General features: G+C 40.0%; 25 protein-coding genes. 21 read left to right on the plus strand and 4 right to left on the minus strand.

Features of this window, described 5'->3' with window-relative positions; all coding sequences use genetic code 11:
* Positions 1 to 183: 183 nt before the first annotated feature.
* Entirely contained in the window at positions 184 to 1,494 is a 1,311-nt protein-coding gene (locus K8L98_RS07625; protein WP_223443245.1) for a CitMHS family transporter, read from the plus strand.
* Positions 1,495 to 1,509: 15 nt separating this feature from the next.
* On the opposite strand, the gene yyaC is transcribed toward K8L98_RS07625, so the two are convergent.
* Both yyaC and K8L98_RS07635 read right to left on the minus strand, forming a co-directional pair.
* Positions 1,510 to 2,100: a spore protease YyaC gene (gene yyaC, locus K8L98_RS07630; RefSeq protein WP_223440860.1), complete on the minus strand. Its 591-nt coding sequence runs from the start codon at positions 2,098 to 2,100 to the stop codon at positions 1,510 to 1,512.
* Positions 2,101 to 2,141: 41 nt separating this feature from the next.
* Positions 2,142 to 3,257, minus strand: coding sequence for an AbrB family transcriptional regulator (locus tag K8L98_RS07635; RefSeq protein ID WP_223440862.1), 1,116 nt, complete (start codon positions 3,255 to 3,257; stop codon positions 2,142 to 2,144).
* Positions 3,258 to 3,408: 151 nt separating this feature from the next.
* Here K8L98_RS07635 and K8L98_RS07640 point away from each other — a divergent pair, with 151 nt between their 5' ends.
* On the plus strand, positions 3,409 to 4,281 hold the full coding sequence (locus K8L98_RS07640; RefSeq protein WP_223440865.1) for a LysR family transcriptional regulator: 873 nt from the start codon (positions 3,409 to 3,411) through the stop codon (positions 4,279 to 4,281).
* Positions 4,282 to 4,369: 88 nt separating this feature from the next.
* On the opposite strand, the gene K8L98_RS07645 is transcribed toward K8L98_RS07640, so the two are convergent.
* Positions 4,370 to 4,945, minus strand: coding sequence for a DUF2179 domain-containing protein (locus K8L98_RS07645; protein WP_223443248.1), 576 nt, complete (start codon positions 4,943 to 4,945; stop codon positions 4,370 to 4,372).
* 663 nt (positions 4,946 to 5,608) lie between these two features.
* Between K8L98_RS07645 and K8L98_RS07650 the strand changes: the two genes are divergently transcribed.
* The 12 genes from K8L98_RS07650 (at position 5,609) to K8L98_RS07705 (ending at position 16,643) form a co-directional block, all read left to right on the plus strand.
* Complete coding sequence (locus tag K8L98_RS07650) at positions 5,609 to 6,826, plus strand: ROK family transcriptional regulator (RefSeq protein WP_223440867.1); 1,218 nt, start codon at positions 5,609 to 5,611, stop codon at positions 6,824 to 6,826.
* A gap of 38 nt (positions 6,827 to 6,864) precedes the next feature.
* Positions 6,865 to 7,707, plus strand: a complete 843-nt coding sequence (locus K8L98_RS07655) for a sugar phosphate isomerase/epimerase family protein (RefSeq protein ID WP_223440868.1) — start codon at positions 6,865 to 6,867, stop codon at positions 7,705 to 7,707.
* A gap of 13 nt (positions 7,708 to 7,720) precedes the next feature.
* Positions 7,721 to 8,716 carry a Gfo/Idh/MocA family protein gene (locus K8L98_RS07660; protein ID WP_223440869.1) on the plus strand — a complete coding sequence of 332 codons (996 nt, stop codon included), beginning with the start codon at positions 7,721 to 7,723 and terminating at the stop codon, positions 8,714 to 8,716.
* Between the two features lie 62 nt (positions 8,717 to 8,778).
* Positions 8,779 to 8,952, plus strand: coding sequence for a hypothetical protein (locus K8L98_RS07665; RefSeq protein WP_223440870.1), 174 nt, complete (start codon positions 8,779 to 8,781; stop codon positions 8,950 to 8,952).
* Between the two features lie 39 nt (positions 8,953 to 8,991).
* Positions 8,992 to 9,939 carry a carbohydrate ABC transporter permease gene (locus K8L98_RS07670; protein ID WP_223440871.1) on the plus strand — a complete coding sequence of 316 codons (948 nt, stop codon included), beginning with the start codon at positions 8,992 to 8,994 and terminating at the stop codon, positions 9,937 to 9,939.
* A gap of 12 nt (positions 9,940 to 9,951) precedes the next feature.
* Positions 9,952 to 10,851 (plus strand): carbohydrate ABC transporter permease, encoded by a 900-nt coding sequence (locus K8L98_RS07675; protein ID WP_223440872.1) that lies wholly within the window; start codon positions 9,952 to 9,954, stop codon positions 10,849 to 10,851.
* Positions 10,852 to 10,904: 53 nt separating this feature from the next.
* Complete coding sequence (locus tag K8L98_RS07680; RefSeq protein ID WP_223440873.1) at positions 10,905 to 12,275, plus strand: extracellular solute-binding protein; 1,371 nt, start codon at positions 10,905 to 10,907, stop codon at positions 12,273 to 12,275.
* Between the two features lie 47 nt (positions 12,276 to 12,322).
* Positions 12,323 to 13,186: a sugar phosphate isomerase/epimerase family protein gene (locus K8L98_RS07685; RefSeq protein ID WP_223440875.1), complete on the plus strand. Its 864-nt coding sequence runs from the start codon at positions 12,323 to 12,325 to the stop codon at positions 13,184 to 13,186.
* A gap of 29 nt (positions 13,187 to 13,215) precedes the next feature.
* Complete coding sequence (locus tag K8L98_RS07690) at positions 13,216 to 14,292, plus strand: Gfo/Idh/MocA family protein (protein WP_223440876.1); 1,077 nt, start codon at positions 13,216 to 13,218, stop codon at positions 14,290 to 14,292.
* A gap of 41 nt (positions 14,293 to 14,333) precedes the next feature.
* A complete protein-coding gene (locus K8L98_RS07695; protein ID WP_223440877.1) occupies positions 14,334 to 14,975 on the plus strand; it encodes a YesL family protein in 642 nt (213 codons plus the stop codon).
* A gap of 15 nt (positions 14,976 to 14,990) precedes the next feature.
* A complete protein-coding gene (locus K8L98_RS07700) occupies positions 14,991 to 16,139 on the plus strand; it encodes an MFS transporter (RefSeq protein WP_223440878.1) in 1,149 nt (382 codons plus the stop codon).
* Between the two features lie 306 nt (positions 16,140 to 16,445).
* Positions 16,446 to 16,643 (plus strand): hypothetical protein, encoded by a 198-nt coding sequence (locus tag K8L98_RS07705; RefSeq protein ID WP_223440879.1) that lies wholly within the window; start codon positions 16,446 to 16,448, stop codon positions 16,641 to 16,643.
* A gap of 137 nt (positions 16,644 to 16,780) precedes the next feature.
* On the opposite strand, the gene K8L98_RS07710 is transcribed toward K8L98_RS07705, so the two are convergent.
* Complete coding sequence (locus K8L98_RS07710; protein ID WP_223440880.1) at positions 16,781 to 17,611, minus strand: AraC family transcriptional regulator; 831 nt, start codon at positions 17,609 to 17,611, stop codon at positions 16,781 to 16,783.
* A 332-nt stretch (positions 17,612 to 17,943) separates the two neighbouring features.
* Here K8L98_RS07710 and K8L98_RS07715 point away from each other — a divergent pair, with 332 nt between their 5' ends.
* From K8L98_RS07715 to K8L98_RS07745, 7 genes are all read left to right on the plus strand, one after another.
* On the plus strand, positions 17,944 to 19,236 hold the full coding sequence (locus K8L98_RS07715; RefSeq protein ID WP_223440881.1) for an ABC transporter substrate-binding protein: 1,293 nt from the start codon (positions 17,944 to 17,946) through the stop codon (positions 19,234 to 19,236).
* Between the two features lie 92 nt (positions 19,237 to 19,328).
* On the plus strand, positions 19,329 to 20,273 hold the full coding sequence (locus tag K8L98_RS07720; RefSeq protein ID WP_420828833.1) for a carbohydrate ABC transporter permease: 945 nt from the start codon (positions 19,329 to 19,331) through the stop codon (positions 20,271 to 20,273).
* Positions 20,274 to 20,299: 26 nt separating this feature from the next.
* Positions 20,300 to 21,124 carry a carbohydrate ABC transporter permease gene (locus tag K8L98_RS07725; RefSeq protein ID WP_223443254.1) on the plus strand — a complete coding sequence of 275 codons (825 nt, stop codon included), beginning with the start codon at positions 20,300 to 20,302 and terminating at the stop codon, positions 21,122 to 21,124.
* Between the two features lie 92 nt (positions 21,125 to 21,216).
* Complete coding sequence (locus K8L98_RS07730; protein ID WP_223440883.1) at positions 21,217 to 22,203, plus strand: Gfo/Idh/MocA family protein; 987 nt, start codon at positions 21,217 to 21,219, stop codon at positions 22,201 to 22,203.
* Positions 22,200 to 22,985, plus strand: a complete 786-nt coding sequence (locus K8L98_RS07735) for a TIM barrel protein (protein ID WP_223440884.1) — start codon at positions 22,200 to 22,202, stop codon at positions 22,983 to 22,985. The genes K8L98_RS07730 and K8L98_RS07735 overlap by 4 nt, the downstream gene beginning before the upstream one ends.
* Positions 22,986 to 23,228: 243 nt before the next feature.
* Entirely contained in the window at positions 23,229 to 23,951 is a 723-nt protein-coding gene (phnF, locus tag K8L98_RS07740; protein WP_223440885.1) for a phosphonate metabolism transcriptional regulator PhnF, read from the plus strand.
* A gap of 86 nt (positions 23,952 to 24,037) precedes the next feature.
* Positions 24,038 to 25,072 (plus strand): PhnD/SsuA/transferrin family substrate-binding protein, encoded by a 1,035-nt coding sequence (locus K8L98_RS07745; RefSeq protein WP_223440886.1) that lies wholly within the window; start codon positions 24,038 to 24,040, stop codon positions 25,070 to 25,072.
* Positions 25,073 to 25,083 lie beyond the last annotated feature (11 nt).

Raw genomic sequence — 25,083 nt, forward strand, 5'->3', positions numbered from 1 at the left:
ATCTGTCTGCAGGAACTAAACGATTGTATCCGTTTTTCTCATTATAAGATTTTTTTAAAGAATACTTAAAAAAATATATATTTTACTTATTTCCTTGTTTCTAATAATCTTAAAATATGCAATATTGCGAATGATAATAAGAGTTATTTGAAAGCGGTTACTTACTACAAGGAGGGGATGAAGATACTTACTTTTTTAGGAATTTCAATGGTGGCGGTCTTTACCTATTTGATTATGGCAAAGCGGTTATCTCCTGTTACGGCCCTGGTCATTGTGCCAATTGTTTTTGCAATGATTGGCGGTTTCGGGTTAGAGCTTGGGGAGATGATGATGGAAGGCTTGAAGGTAGTAGCCCCTTCAGCAGCTTTACTCCTGTTTGCAATCTTGTTTTTTGGTATCTTAATAGACGCGGGATTGTTTGATCCCCTTATCCATAAAATGATGAAATTGGTTAAAGGCGATCCAGTGAAAATAGCGATAGGAACCGCTGTGATCGCGATGATTGTTGCGCTTGATGGAGACGGAACTACGACACACATGATTACCATTTCGGCTATGCTTGCGCTCTACCTCCGAATAGGCATGAATACACTTATTCTCGCTACGATTTCGATGCTGTCTGTCAGTATCATGAGCGGCATGACGCCGTGGGGAGGGCCTGCGACAAGAGCAGTTGCTTCTTTAGGCTTGGATGCAAATGAATTCTTTCTGCCTATGCTTCCGACAATGCTTTCAGGGATGGGATGTATTCTATTTATCGCCTTTGTTCTTGGGAAAAAGGAGAGGGCGCGAATAGGAATTATTCAAATGGAAGAAGTGTCGAAGGAGTCAATGGCGCTGAGTGAGGCTGCAGCCGCTTATACGATGCAGGATGATATCAAACGGCCAAAACTAAGATGGGTAAACCTGGTATTAACTCTCACGGTGATGGTGATCCTGGTCATGGGCATTCTCCCGGTTCCAATTCTGTTTTTAATCGGTACAGTGCTTGCCGCAATGATTAACTATCCGAATTTAGAGCAGCAGAAGGAACGAATTATTTCACATGCAGGAAATGCTTTAACAGTTGTCATCCTTGTATTCGCGGCGGGTATCTTTTCAGGGATTTTTTCGGGAACAAAAATGGTCGATGCCATTTCAAATTCATTGGTAGCCATCATTCCGGAATCTGTTGGTTCATTTTTCCCGCTGGTTGTGGCGCTGACAAGTATGCCGTTTACATTCGTGCTTTCAAATGATGCTTATTACTTTGGTGTATTGCCGATTCTTGCTGAAGCAGGAGCTGCTTATGGAGTAAGTCCTTTGGAGATTGCGAGAGCTTCTGTTTTAGGCCAGCCCGTACATTTTCTGAGTCCGCTTGTTGCTTCAACACTTTTGCTAGTTGGTATGGTCAAAACCGATCTTGGCGAATTTCAGCGCTATGCCTTTAAGTGGACTCTTCTATGCTCACTTGTCATCATTATTGCTGCTTTTATAACAGGTGCTATTTCTTAATAGGGGAGGAGCCTGCTAAATACCAGGCTCCGTTTCTTTTTGCGCGGCGACTGAAATGATCCTGACAATGATCTTCGCCAGGTTCATGATTGTATAAAGACGTGTATCATTTAAAAATTGTGAAGCCGGCAGCGGATCGATATAATTCACGAACCCTTTGAAATGGTAGTCCCCTACCTCCGGAAGCATTTTTTCAAGAGCTTTTCCCGGCGCAAGGGGGCCCTTATTAAAACTAACAGAACCGACTTGATCCTGATCGCCGAGGCATGCATCCATGCTGATGATGAGAGGTTTCTTTGGTTTTTGAATCTTTTTAAGGATTCCTTTCAAATTAAACGCATGAACCGGTTCTTCCAAAGTTCCGTATACACGATAGGGTATTTCATGTTCCAACAGCATTGTTCCGACTAATGGTCCTAATGAATCGCCGACATAACGGTCTGAACCAATGCATAAGAATACAATCTCCTGATTCTCCCGTTCAGCATGCTGGAAAATTTCATTTAATTTCAGGGCTGCACATTCAATTTCTTTTTCTTCTGTTTTACTCTTGGACTTAACATAAAAAGCAGGTTCTTCTGTCATTTCATTATAAAATAGATTCACTGTTGTCCCCCCAATCGGCTCTGTTCATTATAACCTGAACATTATGCAGAAGCCCGCGATTGCTTCTTCTTCTTACATTCTAAAACATGTAAGAATCGAAAGAAAGGAGGGAGAATCATACAGACAGCTACTACCCTCAGCACTTGAACCGCGGCGACAAAGGCAGAGTCGGCATGAAACACGACTGCAGCCGTTGTCATTTCTGCAATGCCGCCCGGGGCAAATGCAAGCACCGAGGTGATGAATGGCAAATCGGTTGCAGCTGAAACAAGATAAGCACATAAAAACATAGAGAGCACAAGCCCAGTTGTACTTAAGAATGAAACAAACAAGGTTTCCTTCAACCCGATGAACATTTTCTTATGAAAACGGGAGCCGATGCTTGCCCCGATAAAGATTTGCGAAAGAATTATGAATTCAGGCGGCCACCAGGCTGTGAGATCATACCCGGCTGTAAAACTGAAAGACTTTGCCATGGCAACGCATATCATTGTCCCGATCAGCCATGGAGCAGGAAATTTCAATAATTTAAATAAGTAAGAGCCGAACCATGCGGCCAGTACTAAGATAACAGTCCCTGACAACTCTTTGAATTCAAAAGTTGATACAGCAGGAGAAACCGTGTGCTCAACCGGGTTGCCTATCCACATAAAGAGCAGAATTGGGATGGAGAGAACGACAATGAATATGCGCATGGTCTGAATGATGCTTACCATTCCTGTATTCGCGCCTGCTTCTTCTGCCATACCCGGCATGGCGGACAAGCCCCCGGGCGCAGAGGCGAAAAAACTGGTAAGCATATCAAGTCTGCTGTATTTCCATAAAATTAGGCCTGAGAGCAAGGCAAAGAAAAGAGAAAGAAGCAGCATCATCATGACAGTCAGCCAATTCTCTTTAAAAATATAAAAAACAGAATCATTTAATTTCATGCCCAGTTCAATCCCTAAAATACCTTGCCCAATTAATAGCCAGTGCACCGGAATACCTGTTTGGGGCATTTTCAGCCATTTCGGACTCATGATGGAGAGGAAAGCAGCCATCAGCAGTGTTCCAATCATCCAGCCGACTGGAACGCCTGTAAGAGAAATAAGAAATCCACAAGCCCCGCAAACTGCCATAAAGAAGACACATTGAAAAAAAACGCTGTTTTCTTTCATTCAAGCTCCTTCTTTCCATGATTTAAAGCTGTGAACGGATACATCACCAACTTATTAACCCAAATATAGTATACTTTTAGATATAAATAAAATATTAAATTTTTATTCTTATCCATAAATAAAATTGATGTTCAATAGGGAGGAAATGAGGGTGGATGAACGGGATTGGCTGGTTTTACAAACGCTTTACAGCGAAAAAAACATCACAAAGGCTGCGCAGCATTTATATATTTCACAGCCGGCATTGACGAATCGCCTGCAGCAGCTGGAAAAGGAATTCGGTGTGACCATTGTGCACAGAGGAAGGCGCGGCGTTCAATTTACTCCACAAGGAGAATATTTGGCGAAATGTGCACATGATATGCTGTCAGCCATTCAAAAAATAAAAGAAAATGTCCTGAATATGGAGGATAACACAGTTGGAACTTTAAGGCTTGGCGTATCTAACTTTTTCACAGATTACAAGCTTCCCAATCTATTAAAATTATTTAAAGAGCAGTATCCGAAAGTGGAATTCAAGGTAACGACCGCATTCAGCAGCGAAATTGCCCATTTAATTTACGGCGGGGATGTTCACATCGGGTTTGTCAGGGGAGATTACAGCTGGAAAGGGCAAAAGCGTCCGTTGTTTGAAGAAACCTTGTGCATTGCTTCAAAAGAAGAAATAGATATCTCGAAACTCCCTGAACTGCCGAGAATTGATTATCATACAGATCCTCTTCTGAAAACAGCTGTCGATCATTGGTGGTCTGAACATTTCACTCAGCCACCATTAATAAGTATAGAAGTGGATAAAGCCGATACGTGCAAAAAAATGGTTGTAAACGGATTAGGCTATGCCATCTTGCCGAGTATGATCTTAAGTGATGTTGATGACCTGCACAAAATTGTGATCGAAACAGTTGATGGAAAGCCTATCATGCGTAAAACATGGATGTTTTTTCACGAGGAATCTCTGCAGCTGAATATTGTGAAGGCGTTTGTGGATTTTATCGAGAATTTGGATTTAGAGAATGGGATTTAGGCGGAAAGGAATAAGAAAAGCGCAAAACATCAATGCACAAAATTTTATCCTTTCTTATCTATAAAAAATATGCTGATGTGGATTCACATCAGCCTTTTTCAGTATAGGACTCAGCATGTCCTTTTATTTTTTTCTTGTTAAACATACTCTGTCTTTTTTTCATCGACTTCGTCAAATAACCGCCTTTAAACGAACGGATTTCATAGGACATCATGAAAGCAGCCGGTTCTCTTTCCTGAATAATTTCGAGCAATTCCTCTTCGCGTGACCGCTTTGAAACGATGTCTAAACGATAGCGGGTGGAATTGATGCCCTGTCCTTCAAACGAAGTAACGCCGAAACCTGCATTTCTTAAATCATTCACAAGCTCCGAATTTCTCTCCGGAATATTTACTTGATACGTTATATAGCCAATGGCCAGCTTCTTCTCCAATAATCCGCCGAGGAGCAAACCAATACTGAATCCAACGACGTAAGCGATAATGTTATAAAAATTTGAAAGATCCTGAAAAACAATCCCTAAGCTGATGATGTAGATAATCGCTTCCAATAACCCGACACCAGCTGCTGATTTTGTTTGATTTTTTACAAGAAGGATGGTTCTCATCGTGAGGACCGGAACAAAAATCAGCTGCAGTAAAAAGATCAACAACGCTTGAAGCATCATGTATAAAACTCCTTCTTCCTGACATAGGGAAAGCTTAACATATTTCGTAAATCTTTTCAGTTATTCGTAATTATTCATGAAATTACCATTTGGTTGATTTAAATCAATCAATAAATATTATGGATGTGAGCCTATTAAAATAGTAAATACTTATAGAGAAAAAAAGGAAATAAGACCCAATTATAAATATTAGAAAATTTAGAAAATAGTAACAATTAGCCATTTAATAAATCATTGCTTCATGTGATAATGTAGTTGAATTTAACTTAATAAAAGCATTGGAAAAAGTAAGTGTCAAATTGTTTCATTTCCCTCACCAAGATAGGAACTATCATCCTGCGTCTATTCACCAAGATAGGCTATCCATCCTGCGTCTATTCACCAAGATAGGAACTATCCATCCTGCGTCTATTCACCAAGATAGGAACTAACAATCCTGCGTCTATTCACCAAGATAGGAACTATCGATCCTTCATCAATCCACCAAGATTGGAACTAACAATCCTGCATCTATTCACCATGAGTTTTCATCACAAATTCAACCAAGAACTTTCACATAATATACCATTATTATCGATAATTATTAACTTAGTTATCATCCTCACAATCTTATTAAAGTCATTGGAAAAAGTAAGTTGTTTATTGGGGGTGTTTGCCTAAATGCGAAGAACTGGGGATTTGAAACTAATTCAAGAACTCAATCGCTCTATTATTCTTGACATGATCCGTAAAGAAGCTCCAATCTCCAGGAGTGAAATCGCCAAACGAATTAATATTAGTCCAACAACTGTGACCTCTGCTGTAAACGAGTTGATGAATGAAGGATTTGTCAGGGAGGATGGCATTGGTGTTTCGAATGGAGGGAGAAAACCTGTTTTGCTGAGGTTTGATCCAAATAGTCATTTTATTATAGGTGTTTCCATTTCAAATTCCTATATAAAGGTTGCTGAGATGAATTTGGAAGCGGAAATACGGCGCAAGGCAGTTTACTCTACAAATCTGCATTTCGGGCAAGCTGTGATTGATCATATTTTAGAGATTATTAAACAGTTCCTTCAAAATACAGATAACATGGAGAGATGTGTTGGCATTTCAGTTATTACACCGGGAATCGTCGATGCGGATAAAGGCATCATCTCATATAACACAAAATTAAATTTAAATCATGTTCCCCTGAAGAAATTAATCGAGCAGCAATTTGGTCTAAAGACCTATTTGGACAATGACACGAATTCCTTTGTTCTTGCCGAAAAGCATTTTGGTTCTTACAGCCATTATAAAGACGTGATTTATATTACGGTCGGGGATGGCGTTGGATCGGGCCTAATGATCAATGGTTCCATTCACCGTGGGTATAGGGGAAGTTCCGGTGAGCTTGGACATACAACCGTCAATAGAGGAAGCGGAGTAAAATGTGAATGCGGCAATATCGGATGCTTGGAAAGCTATGTGAATTGGCCTGCGATATATTCGAAAATTCTCACCGCAATTCTGACAAGAGGCCAGCAGACGAAAATCCAAGAGCTTGTGCCTGAGGAGCTCAGCCAAATAACTCCAGAAATTTTCATAAAAGCAATAAACATGGGAGACTTGATCTGCTTAAAAATTATGGATGAAGTCGTCTCTTATTTATCTGCAGGCATCGTTAATTATATCCATTTATTTAATCCGGAAGTTATTATACTTGGAGGCAATATGTTCCAAGATAATCCATTGTTTATAGAAGCTATTCAAGAGGAGGTGTCAAGACACGTCATCCCATCCTTAAAGGATGATATTCGTATTCTCCCAACGACACTCGGGCCTGAATTTGAAATGATGGGTGCTGCTGCTGTGCTTTTACAGGAAAAGTTTCGTTCACCGGGTTTTTTTAGCTGATTAGATTTCTGAATATTTAAAAAACAGGAGGGCTCAAAATGCTGAAAGGTATTAATCAATGGTGTTATCCGGATGGAACATCACTTGAAAAGATTTTTGAATATAGTTATGAAGCTGGCTTTGAAGCAGTAGAACTGAATGTTTATGAAGAAGGAGGAATAGGGCTGACAATGGAAACGGCTGCTCAGGAAGCGGCCGCTATTGTAAAAATGGCAGAGAAATATGGCCTGAAGCTGCCGAGTCTTTCGACGGGATTATTATGGAAAGCACCTCTATCCTCACCTGATGAGAATGTAAGAGAAAAAGGCAGGAGCATTGTGAAAAAACAAATCGAGCTTGCTGAAGCCATGGGAATCGGTACGGTCTTGGTTGTTCCTGGGGTTGTCAATGAAGAAACCTCTTATGCAGAGTGTTATGAGCGAAGTCAGATAGAACTTCGCAAGCTGGCTGCTTTTGCTGAAGAAAAAAAAGTGCATATTGGGATCGAAAATGTCTGGAATAAATTCCTGTTAAGCCCCCTGGAAATGGCAAGATACATTGATGAGATTGAATCTCAATATGCAGGAGCTTATTTTGACGTCGGGAATGTCCTTCAATTCGGTTACCCTGAACAATGGATCCGGATCTTGAATGACAGGATTCGAAAAGTGCATGTGAAAGATTTTCGGACAAGCATAGGAAATATAACCGGTTTTGTCTCATTGTTGGCAGGAGATGTAAATTGGGCTGCAGTGATGAAGGCTCTGAAGGAAATTAAGTATGACGATGTATTAACAGCAGAACTATCACCATATTTGATTGCTCCACAAGAGCTTGCAAATGACACAGCTCGACAAATGGATGTTATTTTATCAAGCTGTACAATCACACAAAAAGTATAGGAGGGAATAAAAGATGACAAAGGTCAAGGTTGGGTTTATTGGAGTAGGCGGCATTGCATCGGTGCATTTAAAGAATTTGAGTTTGAATGAATATGCCGAGATTGCGTCCGTATGTGATCTATCAGCAGAGAGAGTAAAAGAGGCAAGCCGATTGTATGGAGCAAAAGGATATACAGATATAGATTTAATGCTTGAAAAGGAAACACTGGATGCGCTGTTTATTTGTGTTCCTCCATTCGCACACGGGTTTATTGAAGAGAAAGCAGCAGCAAAGGGGATACATTTGATGGTTGAAAAACCGCTGGGACTTGAGCTGGAAGGTGTTGCCGCGAAAGCAAAAGCGATTGAGCAAGCAGGGATTATCTGCGCAACCGGCTATTGTTTGCGCTATCTGGACACTGTGCAAAAGGCAAGGGAATATTTGCAGGATAAGGAAATTGCAATGGTGCGAGGACATTATCTGACTTCTTTTGTTTTAACGCCATGGTATCGAAGCATAAATAAATCCGGCGGACAATTAGTCGAGCAATCAACACATACCCTGGATCTCATCCGTTACTTGGCTGGAGATGTAAGCACGGTTTATGCAAACATGTCGCTGCAGGTGATGAATGATATCCCGGAAATTGATATTCCGGATGTAACTTCTGTCAGCTTTACGCTTGAAACAGGCGCAGTAGGCCATCTTGCCAGTTCGTTTATCCAGGCCGATCACAGTTCAGGAGTTGCGCTTTATGGGCGTGACTTCAGAGTAGTTATTGATAACACAACCCTTCACATTATTGAAAAAAACAAAACGGTCACTTACAAATCGAGCATTGATTTCTATGCTGAGCAGGATCGGGCATTTATTGAAGCGATTCGATTAAAGAATAAAGCCTTAATTCTTGCACCATATGAAGAAGCGTATAAAACATTGGGTGTAACGCTTGCCGCCAATGAATCAAACAAATCGGGAAAGGCTATTCATTTAAAAGAATTTATGTCTGCTGCTGCGGGGGTTCACTAAATACAATCTCACCAAAATGAGGCGAGAAAATGAGGGAAGTAGCGGTTGGTGGGTAGGGAATTATGGGGAAGCTGCACCTTGAAGCATGGTCTAAATTAAACGACTGTGAAATTTCAGCGATTATTGGAACTGCTGTTCCTTTTCCTGCAGAAGTATTTAATAGAAGGAATTACGTTGAGTGGGGTTTAGCAGGAACCGCATTCGATGCGTTTAGAATACTAAAAGATATTAGATGAATTTAAAGTTGGTTATTTATAGGGAAATGGGGGGATTATGTGCAAACTACAACTCAAACATCTCCAGGAAACTCTAGCAAACTGGTTCTAAAAAGACGTAAGAAAATTTTTACAAAGCGTGATGCTGCCGGATATCTTTTTTCAGTACCTCTATTATTAGGAATCTTTGGATTTGCTATTTATCCAATGATTGGTGCACTTATCTTGAGTTTTAAAAAATCTTCAAGCTCATTTGAAGGAAGCTGGACAGGCTTTAGCAATTACAAATATGTTCTAACGGATTCCATGTTTTGGAAATCGATCTACAACACTCTCTATATGGGGGCTTTTACGGTTATATTGGGAGTTTCTTCTTCTTTTATTCTGGCAAGTTTGATTCATAATGTCGCTTCCTCCAAATGGAGAAATTTCTTTAAAGGTGTATACTTTCTTCCCAATGTTGTTTCGCTGGTTGCAACAAGTATCTTATTCTCTTTTCTTTTCAGTCCTGGAGAAGAAGGGCTTCTAAATTACGTTCTCGGCTTGTTGGGAATGAAGCCGATTGGGTGGTTTACTGATCCCTCTTATTCTCGTTTTAGTATTGTTTTGATGACGCTTTGGGGAATGCTCGGCTATAATACGATTATTTTTATTGCTGCTTTGACTAGCGTTCCAAGGGATTTATATGAAGCAGCTGAAGTGGACGGAGCGAACTGGTTTCAGAAGTGGCTTTATATCACTGTTCCATATTTAAAGCCAATTATTATTTTTATGGTCATTATTGGCACGATTAATGCAATGAAACGTTTTACGGATGTTTGGCTGATCGGGGGAACCGCCGGAAATCCTGCAGGATCTTTGATGACAGCTGTCCTTTATATTTATAGGAATGCCTTTTTGGCTTCTCAAATGGGAATTGCTACAGCGGCATCCTATATTCTTTTTATGATAATTCTTATCCTCACCATTATCATGCTGTATTCAAATAAAAAAAATAATCTGGATTAAAGGAGGAATACCATGAAAATTGTACCTGATCAAATTCATCAGAAACATTCAGGCAGATTAATTCTTAAAGAAAAGGCCCCCAAAAAAAAGATTCGATTTGGAGGACATCTGTTAACTGGAATTTTGTTTTTGGGCTCTCTCATCATGATTGTCCCCTTTATCTGGATGGTTACAACAAGCTTTGACTGGGGAGCCAGGCTGAATATTCCTTTTCCACCAAGATTTTGGCCAGAGGAGGCTTCGCTTTTGCCTTATGAGGCAGCATTTACAAATGTCCCAATGATCAAATACATGATTAATTCGCTTATTGTAGCAATAGGAGTAATTTTAATCAGTTTAATGTCAGCCTTATTTTCCGGATATGCCATTTCCAAGCTTAAATTTAAAGGAGCAGGGATTATTATGGTACTTGCACTCAGTACGATGATGATTCCATTTGAGATGACAATGATTCCTCAATATTTGCTTTTCGATAAACTGCAGCTTCTTGATACTTACTGGGCCTTTTATCTTCCCGCATTAAATTATGCATTCGGAACTTTTTTGGCAAAGGCATTTATTGATCAGCTTCCGGGGAGTCTGCGGGAAGCTGCAATCATAGATGGAGCGAATGAATTCACCGTTTTTTTGAGAATTTACCTCCCATTGTGCATTCCGATCCTTGCAACGATGGTCATTCTTCAATTTTTGGGTGTCTGGAATGATCTATTATGGCCGCTGCTCGCACTGAAAAGTCCCGATAAATATACCATTCAATTAGGGCTTGCCATGTTTACGTACAACAAAGATATTCCTTTGCCTTCTATTATATTGGCGGCAACAAGCGTAAGTCTTGTGCCTATCGTTGCTGTTTATTTATTTCTGCAAAAATATATAGTGGAAAGCATTGCTTTATCAGGAATTAAGCAATAATTGTCCTGTTAAGTCGGGATAAATTGCATAAAAAAGAAAAGAGGGGAACCAGAATGAAAAAACTTATGATCATGTTTCTGGCATTTCTAATGTTTTTTTCGCTGATCGCTTGCTCTTCAGAATCCAGCAGTACAAGTGAAAACAAAAATATCAAGGTGGTCTCGGAGGTAAAAGGAACGGTAAGGGTGGCCCTTGCAGGGTGGCAGCTAGAGAATGGACTTGATCCAATCACAGGCACTCTGGCAACGGGATTAAATGAATATGTTGAAAAAGAATTCAAACCGAGATATCCCAACATTAAATTAGAACTGTATCAAGTTCCATGGGAAAATGCTCAGGCGAAACAGACTGCTCTGCTGCAGTCAAAAGATGTTGATGTTCTTTATACTGGAGGCGCATTCGCTTCACAGTGGATGGAAAAGGGATTGCTCCGTGGAATCGACGATTTAATGGAAAAGGATGCAGCATTTGATTCAAGCATCTATTTAGATGGTATTTGGGAGAATTCGTACAGTACAAAATCGTTTAAAGGAGAGAGATACGGTCTTCCTGCAGTCCTTGGAAGAAGGATAACCATCTACGATAAAAAAATTTTCGATGAATGGGGCGTAGATTATTTATCTGAAAATCCTACTCCTGAAGAGATCTTAGATAAAGCGAAAGAAATGACAGGTAAAAATCCGAAAACAGGCAAGCAAAACTACGGGTTATGGTGGAATGGGAATGCATTAAATGCTTCTACTTTTGTTGCATTGGCTCATGCTTATGGTGCTAAAGGGGCAGAAGGAAGCTTGGATGATACTGCTAATATTAAATGGATGCTTAATACTCCAGAAATGGTAAAGGTTCTTGAATGGCTTGAAAAAGCTGCAAAGTATCCTCCGAAAGCATTTATTAATAATCAGGGAGCAGAAAACTTCGGACTGGAAAAAAATCGAATTGCCATTGCTTTAGATCATTCTGGAGCAGGCACAATGGGAGAATTTCAGGCAAATAAAGATGAAAAGCTTTTAGAGCGATTTGATACAAGCTTAAATCTTGGACCAAACGGCGAAGGCTGGGTGGCTGCAGATCCTTTTGTTATGGCAAAAGATGCAAAAAATGTTGAGGCTTCATGGGAGGTCATGAAATTTTTAACTGGCTATGAAACTCAAAAGCACAACTATGATAACTACAAATTTACGCCAACTTTAAAAGAAACTGACTTTGTGAGTAAAAATGACAAATATATGAAACGGGCAATGGAGGTAGCGGATATTTCGAAATCGACGCTAATGGATGAGGCAAATCCGTTTTTCAGCAGTGAAATAGCTCCGGCTATTAATGGATTTATCAGTAAAGCAGCAAATAAACAGGCACCTGATATTCAAACGTTTCTGGATGATCTGCAAAAACGAGCTGAGAGCTGGTCTGCAAGACAATAGAAAAGATATGAGCGTGATGAAACGACTCAATTAAGAGGTGATTAAATATGAAAATTGGATTAAGTTCGTATAGTCTGGTTTCAGCGCTGAAATCAAAAGAAATTGATATTTTAGAAGCGATCAGCTGGATCGCGGAACAAGGAGGAGAGCACATTGAAATTGTTCCCTTCGGATTTACACTCGATCACAACCCTGATTTAATCGAAGCAATTCGCCAAAGGGCCGAGAGCACCGGCATCGAGATATCTAATTATGCAATTGGAGCTAATTTTATTTCATTAACAAGTGAAGAATTTGAGAAAGAAATCGATCGTGTTAAGGGACAAGTTGATATTGCCTCACAATTAGGAGTTAAGCTGATGCGCCATGATGTTGCCTCAAGGCCACCGCAAGAGGCTTCCATTCAGCAATTTGAAAAAGATCTGCCGAAGATTGTTGAGGCTTCCCGCAGGATTGCTGATTATGCTGCTGAGCATGGAATTACAACAAGTATTGAAAATCATGGGTATTTTGTTCAGGCGAGTGACCGTGTTCAAACAGTTGTGGATCATGTGAATCGGCCTAATTTTAAAACAACGCTTGATGTGGGGAATTTTATGTGTGTGGATGAGGAATCTGTATCAGCGGTAAAAAAGAATATACCGATTGCTTCCATAGTTCATATTAAAGATTTTTACATGCGGCCGTCGCATTTCAATCCTGGAAAGGGCTGGTTCCCGACAGCATCTGGAAACTATTTGCGGGGAGCAATTATTGGTCATGGGGATATAGCGATGCGGGAAGTTTTAAAAGTGATTAAACACTCAGGATATGACGGGTATTTGTCAGTAGAATTTGAAGGAATGGAAGAGTGTAAAACAGGCTCGAGAATCAGTATGGAAAATGTGCGCAGAATGTGGGAAGAAGTTTAAATTAATGTGGGAAATGGGAGGATCAAGCGATGAGTAAACTAAAGATCGGAGTCATTGGTGCTGGTTCTATTTCAGAGATGCATATGCAATCCTATGAAAATAATGATTTTGCAGAATTGTATGCGATCTGTGATATGAATGAAGAAAGAGCACATGAAAAAGCAAAAAAGTACAATGCGTCAAAGGTTTATTATGATTATGAATCGCTTCTTGCTGATCAGGTGATTGATGCTGTCAGCATATGTACTTGGAATAACTCTCATGCCGAAATTGCCATTGCTGCACTCGATGCAGGCAAACATGTATTAGTTGAAAAACCACTTTGCACAACAGTAGCTGATGCATTGAAAATTGAAGAAGCAGTTAAACGAAGCGGCAAGCTCCTGCAAGTTGGTTTTGTCAGACGTTACGCATCAAATACTGAAATCATTCAAAAATTCGTGAATCAAAATCATTTTGGCGAAATCTACTACGCAAAAGCCTCTTGCTTGCGCCGTTTAGGGAATCCTGGAGGCTGGTTTTCGGATAAAGAAAGATCAGGAGGAGGACCTCTTATCGATCTTGGAGTCCATGTCATAGACATTTGCTGGTACCTAATGGGGAAACCGAAAGTGAAATCGGTCAGCGGCAATACGTATTCAAAGCTCGGAAATCGCTCTAATGTTAAGCATTTATCGTTTTATCAAGCAGCCGATTATGATCCTGATAAGAACACAGTGGAAGATCTGGCTAACGCCATTATCCGATTTGAAAATGGCGCTTCATTGATGGTGGATGTCAGCTTTACCATTCATGGGAAAAAAGATGAATTAACAGTGCAATTGTATGGAGATAAGGGAGGATTTGAGCTGGAGCCTGAATTATCCATCGTAACTGAACAGCATGATATTATTTTGAATGCAACGCCTCAGATTAATAATCTGTCTTTTGATGTTGTACAGGCTTTCCAAAATGAAATTGATCACTTTATTGCTGCATGTAAAAGAGAAAAAGAAACGTTGAGTCCGGTAGAGGATGGAATTGAAATGATGAAAATACTTTGTGCGATCTATGAATCTAGTGAAAAAGGTACGGAAATACAGTTCGGACAGAGTGTTGAAGTGTAATAGAATCTGATTGTGTGTATGGAAAGGAGGAGAATCGTCTAATGAGTACCGGCTGGGTTACTGGAAATCTCTACAGACTATGCGATTGGTTTTACAGGCTCGCTTTCTTAAATTTATTATGGCTTGCGTTTACTCTGGCCGGATTCATTCTATTTGGCATCTTTCCATCCACGACAGCCGTATTTACTGTCATAAGGAAATGGTTAAGAGGAGAAAAAGATGTACCGCTTGTCCGTACGTTCTTGCAATCCTACCGGAAGGAATTCTTTCATTCTAATAGGCTTTGCCTTCTTTTTGGACTAGCAGCCTGCATCCTCTATGTTGATTTGAAGTTTGTACAAACTTTGCAGGGGGCCGCATTTATCTTTTTAACAAGCATTTTTAGTTTGATGATTATTTTGTTCGTCTTTACTCTGATCTACATTTTTCCTGTATATGTTCATTATGAGATGAGGACACTCTTATACTTTCGGCAAGCTTTCTTTATTGCTATCGTAAATCCTTTTCAGACCATTTTGCTGGTGCTGGCCTCTGTACTCTCATTCTATGTCACAATGATGCTGTCAGGTCTCTTTCTTTTCTTTGGAATAAGCGGTATCTCGCTTCTGATCATGTGGTATTCATTACGAATCTTTAGGTATATGGACTGGGAAATGAAAAAGCATCTTGCTTCAGAAAGTTAAGGTGAATACTAAAAAATGATTTTCATTTTAAAAACCTTCTACTTTTGTTTCAGCTTAAGCGTAGGTTCCCTTCAATTTCTTAATTTATATTATGGAGAGATTGGGCTTGCAAAAGGGCAGATTGGCATGCTGTTTGCAATCGGACCGCTTGTGATGATTGTGGCTCAGCCTGTATGGGGTGTGCTGACTGATTTATGGGACCGTCCCAAGGCAACGCTGCTTTTGGCTCTCCTTGGTTCAGCTTGTACAGCCGCCTTTTTTCCTTTTGCATATGATTTTCATCATTTCGTGATTTTAAATCTTTTTTATTGGTTTTTTCAAAGCTCTATTAACCCAATTGCCGATAGTACAGCTCTAGCTTTGCTGGTAGATCGCAATGATTTTGGCAAAATTCGTTTGTGGGGCTCATTAGGGTATGCAATCGGTGTTATCAGTATTGGGAGAATTCTTGATTTTATCGGGTTAGAATTTATGTTCTTGCTTCACAGCGGAGTGCTGCTTATAACATTGCTTGTATTATTAAGACTGCCGATTCAAAAAGGCGAGAAGAAGCATTTTCTTATAAAAGAAGCGGCTGGTCTCCTTAAAAACCAAGCATTTGTACTGTTCTTGTTTTTTAATTTTTTGCTGCAGCTGACGATCAATGCGAATAACTCGTTTTATGGAATTCATATGCAGTCCCTTGGAGCCAGCATTACAATAGTAGGCTTTACCCTGCTATTAAAATCAATTTGGGAAATACCTTTTTTCGCGGTTTCAGGCAAGCTGATGAAGAGATTTTCTTATCCTATGCTTTTGTCATTTGCTGCTTTTATTTATGCATGCAGGTGGAGTGTCCTGGGTTTCAGTGATAATTTGCAAGTGCTGATTTGGACTCAGATATTGCTTAGTTTTTCTTTTAGTATTCACTATTTTGCATCTGTAGCCTATGTAGATGTATTGACGCCGCAAAATTACCGGGCTACCGGGCAAACTCTTTATACGGCTGTGACCCTGGGATTGGGGGGAGTGACTGGCAATCTTTTGGGCGGCTGGGTTCTGAATCATTTTGCAGCAGAGACGATGTTCCAGCTAACGACTGTCCTGGCATTGGCTGGCATTCCTTTTTTATGGATGGAAAAGAAAGATCCCTCAATAAAGGTCAGCAGAGAAAAAGATATCTAAAAAGAGGATTTGGTGAAATGAAAGTCATTCTTTATTGAATATAACTCTAGTAAGTCTCTCTCATAACAAGGAGGGGCTTTTTATTTTTTTTACTGTATTTTCAGCGGGATTGTTTAAAAAAGTATGAACAAAATGACTTAATTCAGGAAATCCTCGAAAAAATGCCGGCTCAAAAACAGAGCTGGTTTTTCATCTGAATAGTCAAAACCAATTAAAATTTCATAAAATAAAAATATATAACCGAACCCGTATTTTCATCCCCCTTCATTCCTTTAAAATGCAGAGAGGTTAATAAGGAGTGAGATCATGCACGGTAACAGGCTGTCAGACATAAAAAAACAGGAATGGCATGCGTTTGAAATACTTGAGCACTACCCAAAGTTACAGCAAAGTTGCCAGTTTCTGACCCAAAATAAACATGACGGGGAAGATGTAGTCCAGGATGTGATACTAAAAGCGATGCCGACATCTCATATTGGTGCACTGTTATCTTCTTGGGGTTAGTGCTCCTTGTAATTTCTTTTTAAAATCGGTTAAATAAACTATTTATATTAAGGAAAAAACACTTGGAATTTTTAATTCGGTTGTATTAAAAATTAAACAAACTTGCTCTTCTGTCGCTGTTTTTTCTGCTTTCTGCTCTACTTTGCTCTATAGACACCTGGTGTAACACCATATTTCTTTTTAAAAGCTCTAATAAAATAGTTTGTTTCCATCCCCAGTCTTTCAGCTATTTCATGAACATGCCATTCTGGTTCTTCTTTCAGCAAAAAAATGGCTTTCTCAAAACGTATTTTATTTAAATATTGATAAGGTGTCAGACCGTACATTTTGCGGAAAATTCTTGTGAAATGCTGTGGTGTAAAGCCGGCAAGACTTGATAAGCTTGTCATTTCCAGAGGTTCGTCGTAATGTTCGTGAAGAAGATTTACGATTTTGCGAATGTTTTCGTGAGGTGAATGTTCTGCGCTGTTTATATGGCTTTCGCTGTTCGTTTCTTCCAGCTTTCTCAGTTCCAGCAGGAAAGAGTAAAGACTGACGGATGCATTCATTACGGCATCATTCTCATTTTTCTTTGCAATTTGCCACAGCTTTTCAACATAAGACCAAAGAGATGAAAATGATTTTACAGTCATCACTTTCGGCTGTTTAAGTCCTATATTCTCAAGGATTGGATTTACCGAATTTCCCTCAAACCCAATAAACCCTAATTGCCAGGGCGACTTGGTTAATGGGAAATACTCATGCGCCACTCCGGCAGGTAAAACAAGGACATGCCCCGCCTTTAATTCAAGCTCGCCAAGCCCAAAAATTCGAAATACCCCCGTGCCCTTTTTAGTCAAGAAGACTTGATTCACGGGAAATCCGACGGGCCTGTTCATGTATACCTGATGCTCCCATCCAATTGAATACAAAGTCAACGGTATTCCTTTGTTTTCCCCTCTTGTATTAAGAAAATGAATTGGCAGCATGGCCCTCCTCCTCCGTATGTTCAAAATATCCTATTTATTCGTTTGTTTTGTCCTATAGATTTGTGAAATATTCCATTATGATAAATATAACTAAAGATTATAAATATTTAAATAATTAAAAAGATGTCAATGAGAAGTTGCCGATTCAGTCAATGTGCCTATGATCTGCCGTTACAGAAGGGAGGAACATGTACAACTGAAGGAACAATTGAAACCTTTTTCATGTGTGCCTTTAAGAAAATAGCTGAAGAGTCTCAGCTTGTTTGCAGTAAAATGAAAGCGCTTTAAAAAGTGCTGTTTGATCCTTTTCAGTTCATGTAAGAAGTGTAATTATGACTATTTCAAAAGGAATGATTGCAATGAAGTCAAGGAAGGTTTCAGGAATCGTCATGATCCTTTTTATGTTTTGCGCTGTGATCGGATGTACAAAGCCTGTAAGTACGGAAGATACAGACGCTGATAGCAAGGTTCAGCTTACAATATGGTATTACAATCGATCGATCGATGATGAACTTTTGGCAAGAGTTCAGGAGCAGTTCCCTCATGTTAGATTGAAAACCCAAAAAATTGACAGTGCCACATACAAAACAAAACTTCAAACTACATTGATTGCAAAAAATGGAGCACCGGATATTGTTGCAATGAACGATTGGGTTTCTGAGTTTTTGCCATATCATGATGAGTTTGTAAATCTATTAGATTTAGAAGGTGAAAAGATAAAAGATCAATATCTGGACTGGAAGTGGAATCAGGCGTTAACACCAGATAAAAAGCATTTAATTGCTCTGCCGATGGACATTGGTCCAACCGTTTTATTCTATAGGGAAGATTTATTTAAAGAAGCTGGGCTTCCAACCGACCCGGCTGATGTATCTGCACACCTTTCAACTTGGGATGATTATATAAAAGCTGGAGAACAAATGAAAGCCAAAACCGGAGTCTACATGTTTGATACGATCAACAGAGTGTTCACCCAGCTCACAAGTCAAAGGAAAGATATATTCTTCAATAAATCTGATCAGTTTATAGGGGATGGGCCATCTATTAAAGAAGATTGGGAATATGGCGTGGAAATCCATAAAAAAGGATTAAGCGCAAACTTAGAAAATGGACCTGAATGGAGCGCCGGCATGAACAATGGAAAAGTGGCTTCATTTGTGGGCGCTTCCTGGGAAAAATTAATTCTTCAGGATGCTGCTCCTGATACCGCAGGAAAGTGGCGGGTTGCAAGGGGTCCAGGCGGCGGCGGGAACAATGGAGGTTCATTTATAGGAGTATTAAAAAGCTCAAAGCATCCTAAAGAGGCATATGAGGTCATCAAGTGGCTGATGAATCCTGAAAATCAGCTTCAATCCTATTTGAAAATGGATTTATTCCCTTCAACACCCAGCATATATGATCAACCGGAAATGATTGAGGAAGAATCGTTTTTTGGAGGCCAAAAAACGGTGGAGGTCTTTAGCGAAGCAGCCCGAGATGTTCCAGTAGCATACTATGGCCCTGAGCATTCTACAGCCAGAGCCGCTTTCGATGAACAATTGTTATTGATAGCAAGACAAAATAAAGATCCCGGCAAAGCATGGAAAGATGCATTAGAAAAAATAAAAAGGGAACTTTCACATTAATGATCTGGCTGGACCTATTTAGCATTCTTCATGCAATGGACTGAAGGCTTCTTCAGCAGATTAAAGGAGGGATTAGAAAGGTGGATGGCCCCATGAAAATTGAAAAAACGGAAGCACTTGCACACCCAGCCGTTCCGTTACCTAAAAGCGGCATCTGGCATGATATTTATAAAAATAAAGTATTGTATCTCTTTATATCGCCATTTTATCTTCTCTTTTTAGCATTTGGTTTGTTTCCTGTAATCTTTTCTTTATTTCTTTCATTTCAAAGCTGGGCCGGAATTGGAGAAATGGAGTTTGTCGGGCTAGTCCAATTCCAGTATTTAATAACGGATCCTGTTTTTTGGAAGGCAATTGGAAATACCTTTATTATTTGGTTTTTATCAACCATTCCCATGCTGTTTGGTGCATTGTGCATTGCGTTTTTGCTGAATGTACCCAGTCTCAGATTCAAAGGATTCTACAGAACCGCTTTTTTCTTAACTAATGTTACGTCTATCGTAGCGGTTACCATTATCTTTAAATCTATATTTGGAAATCAGTATGGACTCCTCAATTATATTTTAACCGTGATCGGTCTTGAGCCTGTTCAATGGATGAACTCTGGCATTCTAGTCAAAATTGTGATTGCTTCCATGGTTGTCTGGCGATGGGCCGGTTATAACGCCATTATCTACCTTGCAGGCCTTCAAAGTATTCCAAATACACTTTACGAAGCTGCAAAAATAGATGGTGCGAATTCATATCAAATGTTTTTTCATATCACGATTCCCATGCTTCGGCCTATTATCCTGTTTACAGTTTTAATGACAACAATAGGATCCATGCAGCTGTTCACTGAACCGCAGGTTTTGCTTGGAGATTCTGGGGGCGTTGGAGAGTCGGGCTTAACAATTGCTTTGTACATGTATCAGCAAGGGTTTATCAAGCATGAGTTTGGATATGCAGCAGCCATTTCATGGGCACTCTTTCTAATCATTGCTCTTTTTTCATTATTCAACTGGAAAGTTGTACAGAGGACTGGCGTGAAATCCTAGAAGGGAGAATTAATCTAATGAACCGGATGAAGGCACGGTTAAATAAAATGATCCTGCATCTTATCTTATTAATAGGTGTTTTCATTTCTATCTTTCCTTTTTACTGGCTTGTCGTGATGGCATCAAATAAAACGGGTGACATTCTTGCGTTTCCTCCTAAGCTGACACTTGGCGATGAGCTTTTTGCAAATATCAGTAAGGTCATCGAGAATGTGGACTTCTTTCAGGCTTTTTTAAACACTTTATTTGTGGCTGGAGCTTCAACAGCTGGCATTTTATTCTTTTGTTCACTTGCAGGATTTACGTTCGCAAAGTTCGTGTTTCCCGGAAAAAGAATATTGTTCGGGGGCCTGCTGGTCACAATGATGATTCCTTCGCAGCTTTCATTTATTCCATCTTTTCTTATGGTAGCGGAAATAGGCTGGGCCAGTACGTTTAAAGCGCTGATCATCCCGGGCATCGCCAGTGCTTTTGGGATCTTTTGGATCAAGCAGTTTGCTGAGGAAGCTATCCACGATAGTTTGCTTGATGCGGGAAGACTCGATGGCTGCAGTCCCTTCAGGCTGTATTGGCACATTGCTCTGCCAATTTTGAGACCGGCGCTTGCATTTCTGGGTATTTTCTCTTTTATTGGCAGCTGGAATGACTATTTATGGCCGCTTGTGGCTTTAAATGATCCTGAGAAATTCACGCTGCAAGTTGCTTTATCGCAGTTAAATGGGATATACACAACAGATTACGGGATGATTATGGCAGGTACATTAATGGCCACTCTCCCATTAATCATCTTCTTCATTTTCGTAAGCCGTCAATTTATCTCCGGCATAACAGCTGGTGCCATAAAAGATTAATAGAATTGCTTTAAAGGAGGTGGGGCCTTCACTGAATGATTATTTGGAAGCTCCAGTAGAGGATGAAACCAATTAATAGGGAGGCTATTTTTATGACGTTGAAAATTGGATTTATAGGTACAGGCGGTATTGCAAAATTCCATATCAATAATCTTGCCAAGATAAAAGATGTACAAGTATCAGCCTTATGCGATGTTCAAGTGGAAAGAGCGCAGGCCGAAGCACAGCAATGGCCTGATGCAAAGGCATATGCAAATGTAAACGATATGCTTGACGATCGGAATTTAGACGCCGTTTACATATGTGTTCCTCCTATGGTGCATGGTGAAGCAGAAAAAGCTGTTATTGAGAGAGGTATTCCTTTTCTTGTGGAGAAGCCGCTTGGCATTGATCATAAACAGCCGGAAGATATTTTAAAGCTTGTAGAAGCAAATAAATTGATTACATCTGTAGGGTATCATTGGCGCTATCAGGAAGGAGTTCAAAGAGCACTTTCTATGCTCACTGAACGTAAGGCGGGTATGGCTCTAGGCTACTGGATGGGAGGTATGCCTATGGTACCTTGGTGGAGACTTCAGGAAGGTTCAGGAGGGCAATTTGTTGAACAAACAACCCATATCGTTGATTTATTGCGCTACCTTTGCGGAGAGGTGAAAGAGGTTTATGCCTCCTACGGTAAACGTGTGATGCATGAAAAAGTAAAAGGTACTACCGTTGCTGATGTAGGGACAGTTACATTGACTCTCCATAATGGAATGGTTGCAACAATATCCAACACATGCATGTCTCCTGTTGGACATAAGGTTGGCCTTGACATTTATACAGAACAGGGAGTTTTGGAAATTACCGGATCAGGACTGAAAGAGGTTTCTCCAGGCCGTACTTTTGACTATCATGATAGGAAGAACCCTTATCTTTCGGAAGATGAAGCTTTTATTCAGGCTGTACAAACAGGTGATCCATCCAGTATTTTATCAGATTATAGAGATGCTCTAAAAACGCACAAGGTAACATTGGCAGCGAATGAATCGGCTGAATCCGGAAAACCGGTTTCACTTAAGGAGTTGTCAAGAATATGAAGTTTTCTCTATGTATAGGTGCTTATCAAGGGAAGGATGCTATTTACCATTTAGAGAAAATTAAAGAACATGGTTTTCACGGTTTGGAGTATTACAGCTGGTGGGACCTTGATCTGGAAAAGATCTCAAAAGAACAGGAACGGATTGGTGCAGGCATTATTGCTACTTGCACACGCTATTTTAATTTAGTTGATTCAAGCAGGCGTGCTGAATATTTAGCAGGTTTGAAAGAAACCATTGAAGCATGTAAAATTCTTGGAACTCAATCTATTATTACTCAAACCGGCAATGTTCAGGATGGTGTATCCCGGGAAGTACAGCAGCAGGCAATGATTGAAACATTAAAACAGTGTGCTGTTATGTGTGAGGATGCAGATGTCATTCTTGAAGTTGAACCTTTGAATGGACTTGTTGATCATCAGGGACATTTCCTCCAATATTCAGATGAAGCTGTGTCAATTATTGATAAAGTCGACAGTCCGAATGTTAAATTAGTATTTGATGTGTACCATCAGCAGATTACAGAGGGGAATGTCATTCGAAACGCTACGAAATATGCGGAGCGAATCAGCCATTACCATATTGCTGATAATCCTGGGCGGAATCAGCCTGGTTCTGGAGAACTGAATTATGTCAATATTCTTAAGGCCATTAAAGAAACGGGATACAATGGTTTTGTAGGGTTAGAGTGCGGTTATACGAAAAATACGGATGAAGCTCTAGAAGAATTTTCACAAACCATTCTTAATCAAGTATTTCCATCTGAAGCGGGTGCCAGATAATTGCAATTCACATTAAGAGCTTTTTGGAAACTATCAAACTAGTAAGTCTCTCCCATATAAGGGAGGGGCTTTTTCTTTATTTTTGCCGGTATTTCAGCCTGAATGTAAAAATAGTATGAACATAATAACAAATTTCGATGAAACTTTACATAAAACTAAAACTCTTTTACACTGCCTTAACCATCCCAACTTGTTGATAAGTTACATTTAATACAGTGAGTGAAAAGGAAAGGGGGCAGCAGAATGAAGGTTCAGGATGAGGCGATTTTGCACTTGCAGATTGCGGAGTCGATTATTGAAAAAATACGCAGCGGGGAGTATAGGGAAAGCGAAAAAATCCCTTCTGAAAATGAGCTTTGCCGTCAATTTCATGTGAATCGTCATGTGGTGAGGCAGGCGATTGCGAGAATGACTAATCTTGGGTGGGTGACGCCTGTGCAGGGAAAGGGCTGCTATATTAATCGAATCATGAAACCTGTTCAATATGTTCTGTCCTCTCAAACCAGATTCTCTGAAAATATGTCAAATCAAGGCGTTCCGCATAAAAGCAAGCTTCTTCATTGGGAGGCAGGATTGCCTTCAGAAGAGGAGCGCACCCATTTACAGCTGAAAAAAAATGAAACTGTCTATCGTTTAGAAATCTTGAGATATGTAGATGACACACCAATGTCCGTAACGACGACTGTGTTTCCAGAAGCAGAAGTTCCTGGACTTGAAAACTATTTTGAAGGATTTCATTCTTTGTACGGGCTGCTTGAAACATACTATCAGTTTCGGCCAGTGCGAAGCAAATCCATCTTTCATGCGAGTCTTCCATTTTTGAAAGATGCAAAAGTACTGCGCATTCCTGAAAGCGTGCCAATCGTGCAAATTGAAAGTCTGATGAACCATCCAGGCGGTTCACCGCTTGAATACAGCGTTGCAAGAGTCCGAAGCGACATGCATAGATGTCTGATCGAATTTTAAGGGGGTGTTGTCTGCATTTCTTAAAGCTTTGCGTTTTCTGAATTCGTTATCCACCAAACTAAAACAAGTTAAAAGGAGAATCTTCAATGAAAAAATGGTTTGTTCTTATGTTCCTGTTTAGTTTTGCGGCAATTTTGTCTGCCTGCTCGGCTGACGCACAAAGCGGAAGCGGCGGCAGTGATGATACGCTGACGATTGCCTGGTATCCTAATGAATCCGGGGCTGATTTAAAAGGTGCACGCGAGGAAATCGGTAAAGTGGTTGAAGAAGCAACCGGCAAAAAAGTTGAGCACAAAACGACGACAGATTACATTATTGCAATTGAATCGATTGCAAATGGAAATGCAGATATCGCATTTATGGGAGCGCAAGGCTACATCGAAGCTAATGCTAAAAACGATAAAGTACAGCCGCTGGTTGTTCCAAGCGGTGCATCAGGCACAATCGACGATGCTGTTTATCACAGCTGGCTGGCTGTACAAAAAGAAAAGGCAGAGTCATATAAAGACGGCGGAGAATTCAAGATTGATGAAATCAAAGATAAAAAGTTTTCATTTGTCTCAAACAGCTCTACTTCTGGTTTTAAAGTACCTTCAGACGGCATTGTTTCCTACTTCAGCAAAATGGACGAGTACAAAGATCTTAAAGCAGAAGACCTGCTAGAAGGCGGAAAGTTTTTCAGCGAGGTTCAATATGGCGGTTCCCATCAAGGGTCTGCAGTGAATTTACTGACAGGAAAATCAGATGCAGCAGCTTTTTGTGATACTTGTGTTCAAAACTATGTAGAGCTGTCTGAAGGTGATGAGAATACTGCAGGATCGGTTTACAAAGTCAAAGAGGATGCAGCGGAGCCATTTAATACAGTCCCTGGTAAAGAGTTCACATTGATTTCTGTCACACCGGTATTGAATGCACCATTTACAGTCAATACAGAAACAGTCAGTGAAGAAGATATCAAATCTCTTAAAGAAACCTTTACCTCTGATGAAATGGCAAGCAATGAGAACATTTTCGTTCCGGAAGATTCAGAGACTTCAGGCTTATTCTACAAAACGGACAAAGAAAGGTTCCTTGAAGTAGAAGATGCATGGTTTGATCCGATCCGTGAATTATCTAAATAAATCATGAAGAA

This window comes from Metabacillus dongyingensis (assembly GCF_019933155.2).
Lineage (GTDB): Bacteria > Bacillota > Bacilli > Bacillales > Bacillaceae > Bacillus_P > Bacillus_P dongyingensis.

What these genes read in the sequence shown, in the direction of transcription:
- K8L98_RS07635 (WP_223440862.1), bottom strand. Translation starts at nt 3,257, where the DNA reads ATGAAAGAAAACAGCGTTTTTTTTCAATGTGTCTTCTTTATGGCAGTT.
- K8L98_RS07645 (WP_223443248.1), bottom strand. Translation starts at nt 4,945, where the DNA reads ATGCTTCAAGCGTTGTTGATCTTTTTACTGCAGCTGATTTTTGTTCCG.
- K8L98_RS07650 (WP_223440867.1), top strand. Translation starts at nt 5,609, where the DNA reads ATGCGAAGAACTGGGGATTTGAAACTAATTCAAGAACTCAATCGCTCT.
- K8L98_RS07655 (WP_223440868.1), top strand. Translation starts at nt 6,865, where the DNA reads ATGCTGAAAGGTATTAATCAATGGTGTTATCCGGATGGAACATCACTT.
- K8L98_RS07660 (WP_223440869.1), top strand. Translation starts at nt 7,721, where the DNA reads ATGACAAAGGTCAAGGTTGGGTTTATTGGAGTAGGCGGCATTGCATCG.
- K8L98_RS07665 (WP_223440870.1), top strand. Translation starts at nt 8,779, where the DNA reads ATGGGGAAGCTGCACCTTGAAGCATGGTCTAAATTAAACGACTGTGAA.
- K8L98_RS07675 (WP_223440872.1), top strand. Translation starts at nt 9,952, where the DNA reads ATGAAAATTGTACCTGATCAAATTCATCAGAAACATTCAGGCAGATTA.
- K8L98_RS07680 (WP_223440873.1), top strand. Translation starts at nt 10,905, where the DNA reads ATGAAAAAACTTATGATCATGTTTCTGGCATTTCTAATGTTTTTTTCG.
- K8L98_RS07685 (WP_223440875.1), top strand. Translation starts at nt 12,323, where the DNA reads ATGAAAATTGGATTAAGTTCGTATAGTCTGGTTTCAGCGCTGAAATCA.
- K8L98_RS07690 (WP_223440876.1), top strand. Translation starts at nt 13,216, where the DNA reads ATGAGTAAACTAAAGATCGGAGTCATTGGTGCTGGTTCTATTTCAGAG.
- K8L98_RS07695 (WP_223440877.1), top strand. Translation starts at nt 14,334, where the DNA reads ATGAGTACCGGCTGGGTTACTGGAAATCTCTACAGACTATGCGATTGG.
- K8L98_RS07700 (WP_223440878.1), top strand. Translation starts at nt 14,991, where the DNA reads ATGATTTTCATTTTAAAAACCTTCTACTTTTGTTTCAGCTTAAGCGTA.
- K8L98_RS07705 (WP_223440879.1), top strand. Translation starts at nt 16,446, where the DNA reads ATGCACGGTAACAGGCTGTCAGACATAAAAAAACAGGAATGGCATGCG.
- K8L98_RS07710 (WP_223440880.1), bottom strand. Translation starts at nt 17,611, where the DNA reads ATGCTGCCAATTCATTTTCTTAATACAAGAGGGGAAAACAAAGGAATA.
- K8L98_RS07715 (WP_223440881.1), top strand. Translation starts at nt 17,944, where the DNA reads ATGACTATTTCAAAAGGAATGATTGCAATGAAGTCAAGGAAGGTTTCA.
- K8L98_RS07720 (WP_420828833.1), top strand. Translation starts at nt 19,329, where the DNA reads ATGAAAATTGAAAAAACGGAAGCACTTGCACACCCAGCCGTTCCGTTA.
- K8L98_RS07725 (WP_223443254.1), top strand. Translation starts at nt 20,300, where the DNA reads ATGAAGGCACGGTTAAATAAAATGATCCTGCATCTTATCTTATTAATA.
- K8L98_RS07730 (WP_223440883.1), top strand. Translation starts at nt 21,217, where the DNA reads ATGACGTTGAAAATTGGATTTATAGGTACAGGCGGTATTGCAAAATTC.
- K8L98_RS07735 (WP_223440884.1), top strand. Translation starts at nt 22,200, where the DNA reads ATGAAGTTTTCTCTATGTATAGGTGCTTATCAAGGGAAGGATGCTATT.
- phnF (WP_223440885.1), top strand. Translation starts at nt 23,229, where the DNA reads ATGAAGGTTCAGGATGAGGCGATTTTGCACTTGCAGATTGCGGAGTCG.
- K8L98_RS07745 (WP_223440886.1), top strand. Translation starts at nt 24,038, where the DNA reads ATGAAAAAATGGTTTGTTCTTATGTTCCTGTTTAGTTTTGCGGCAATT.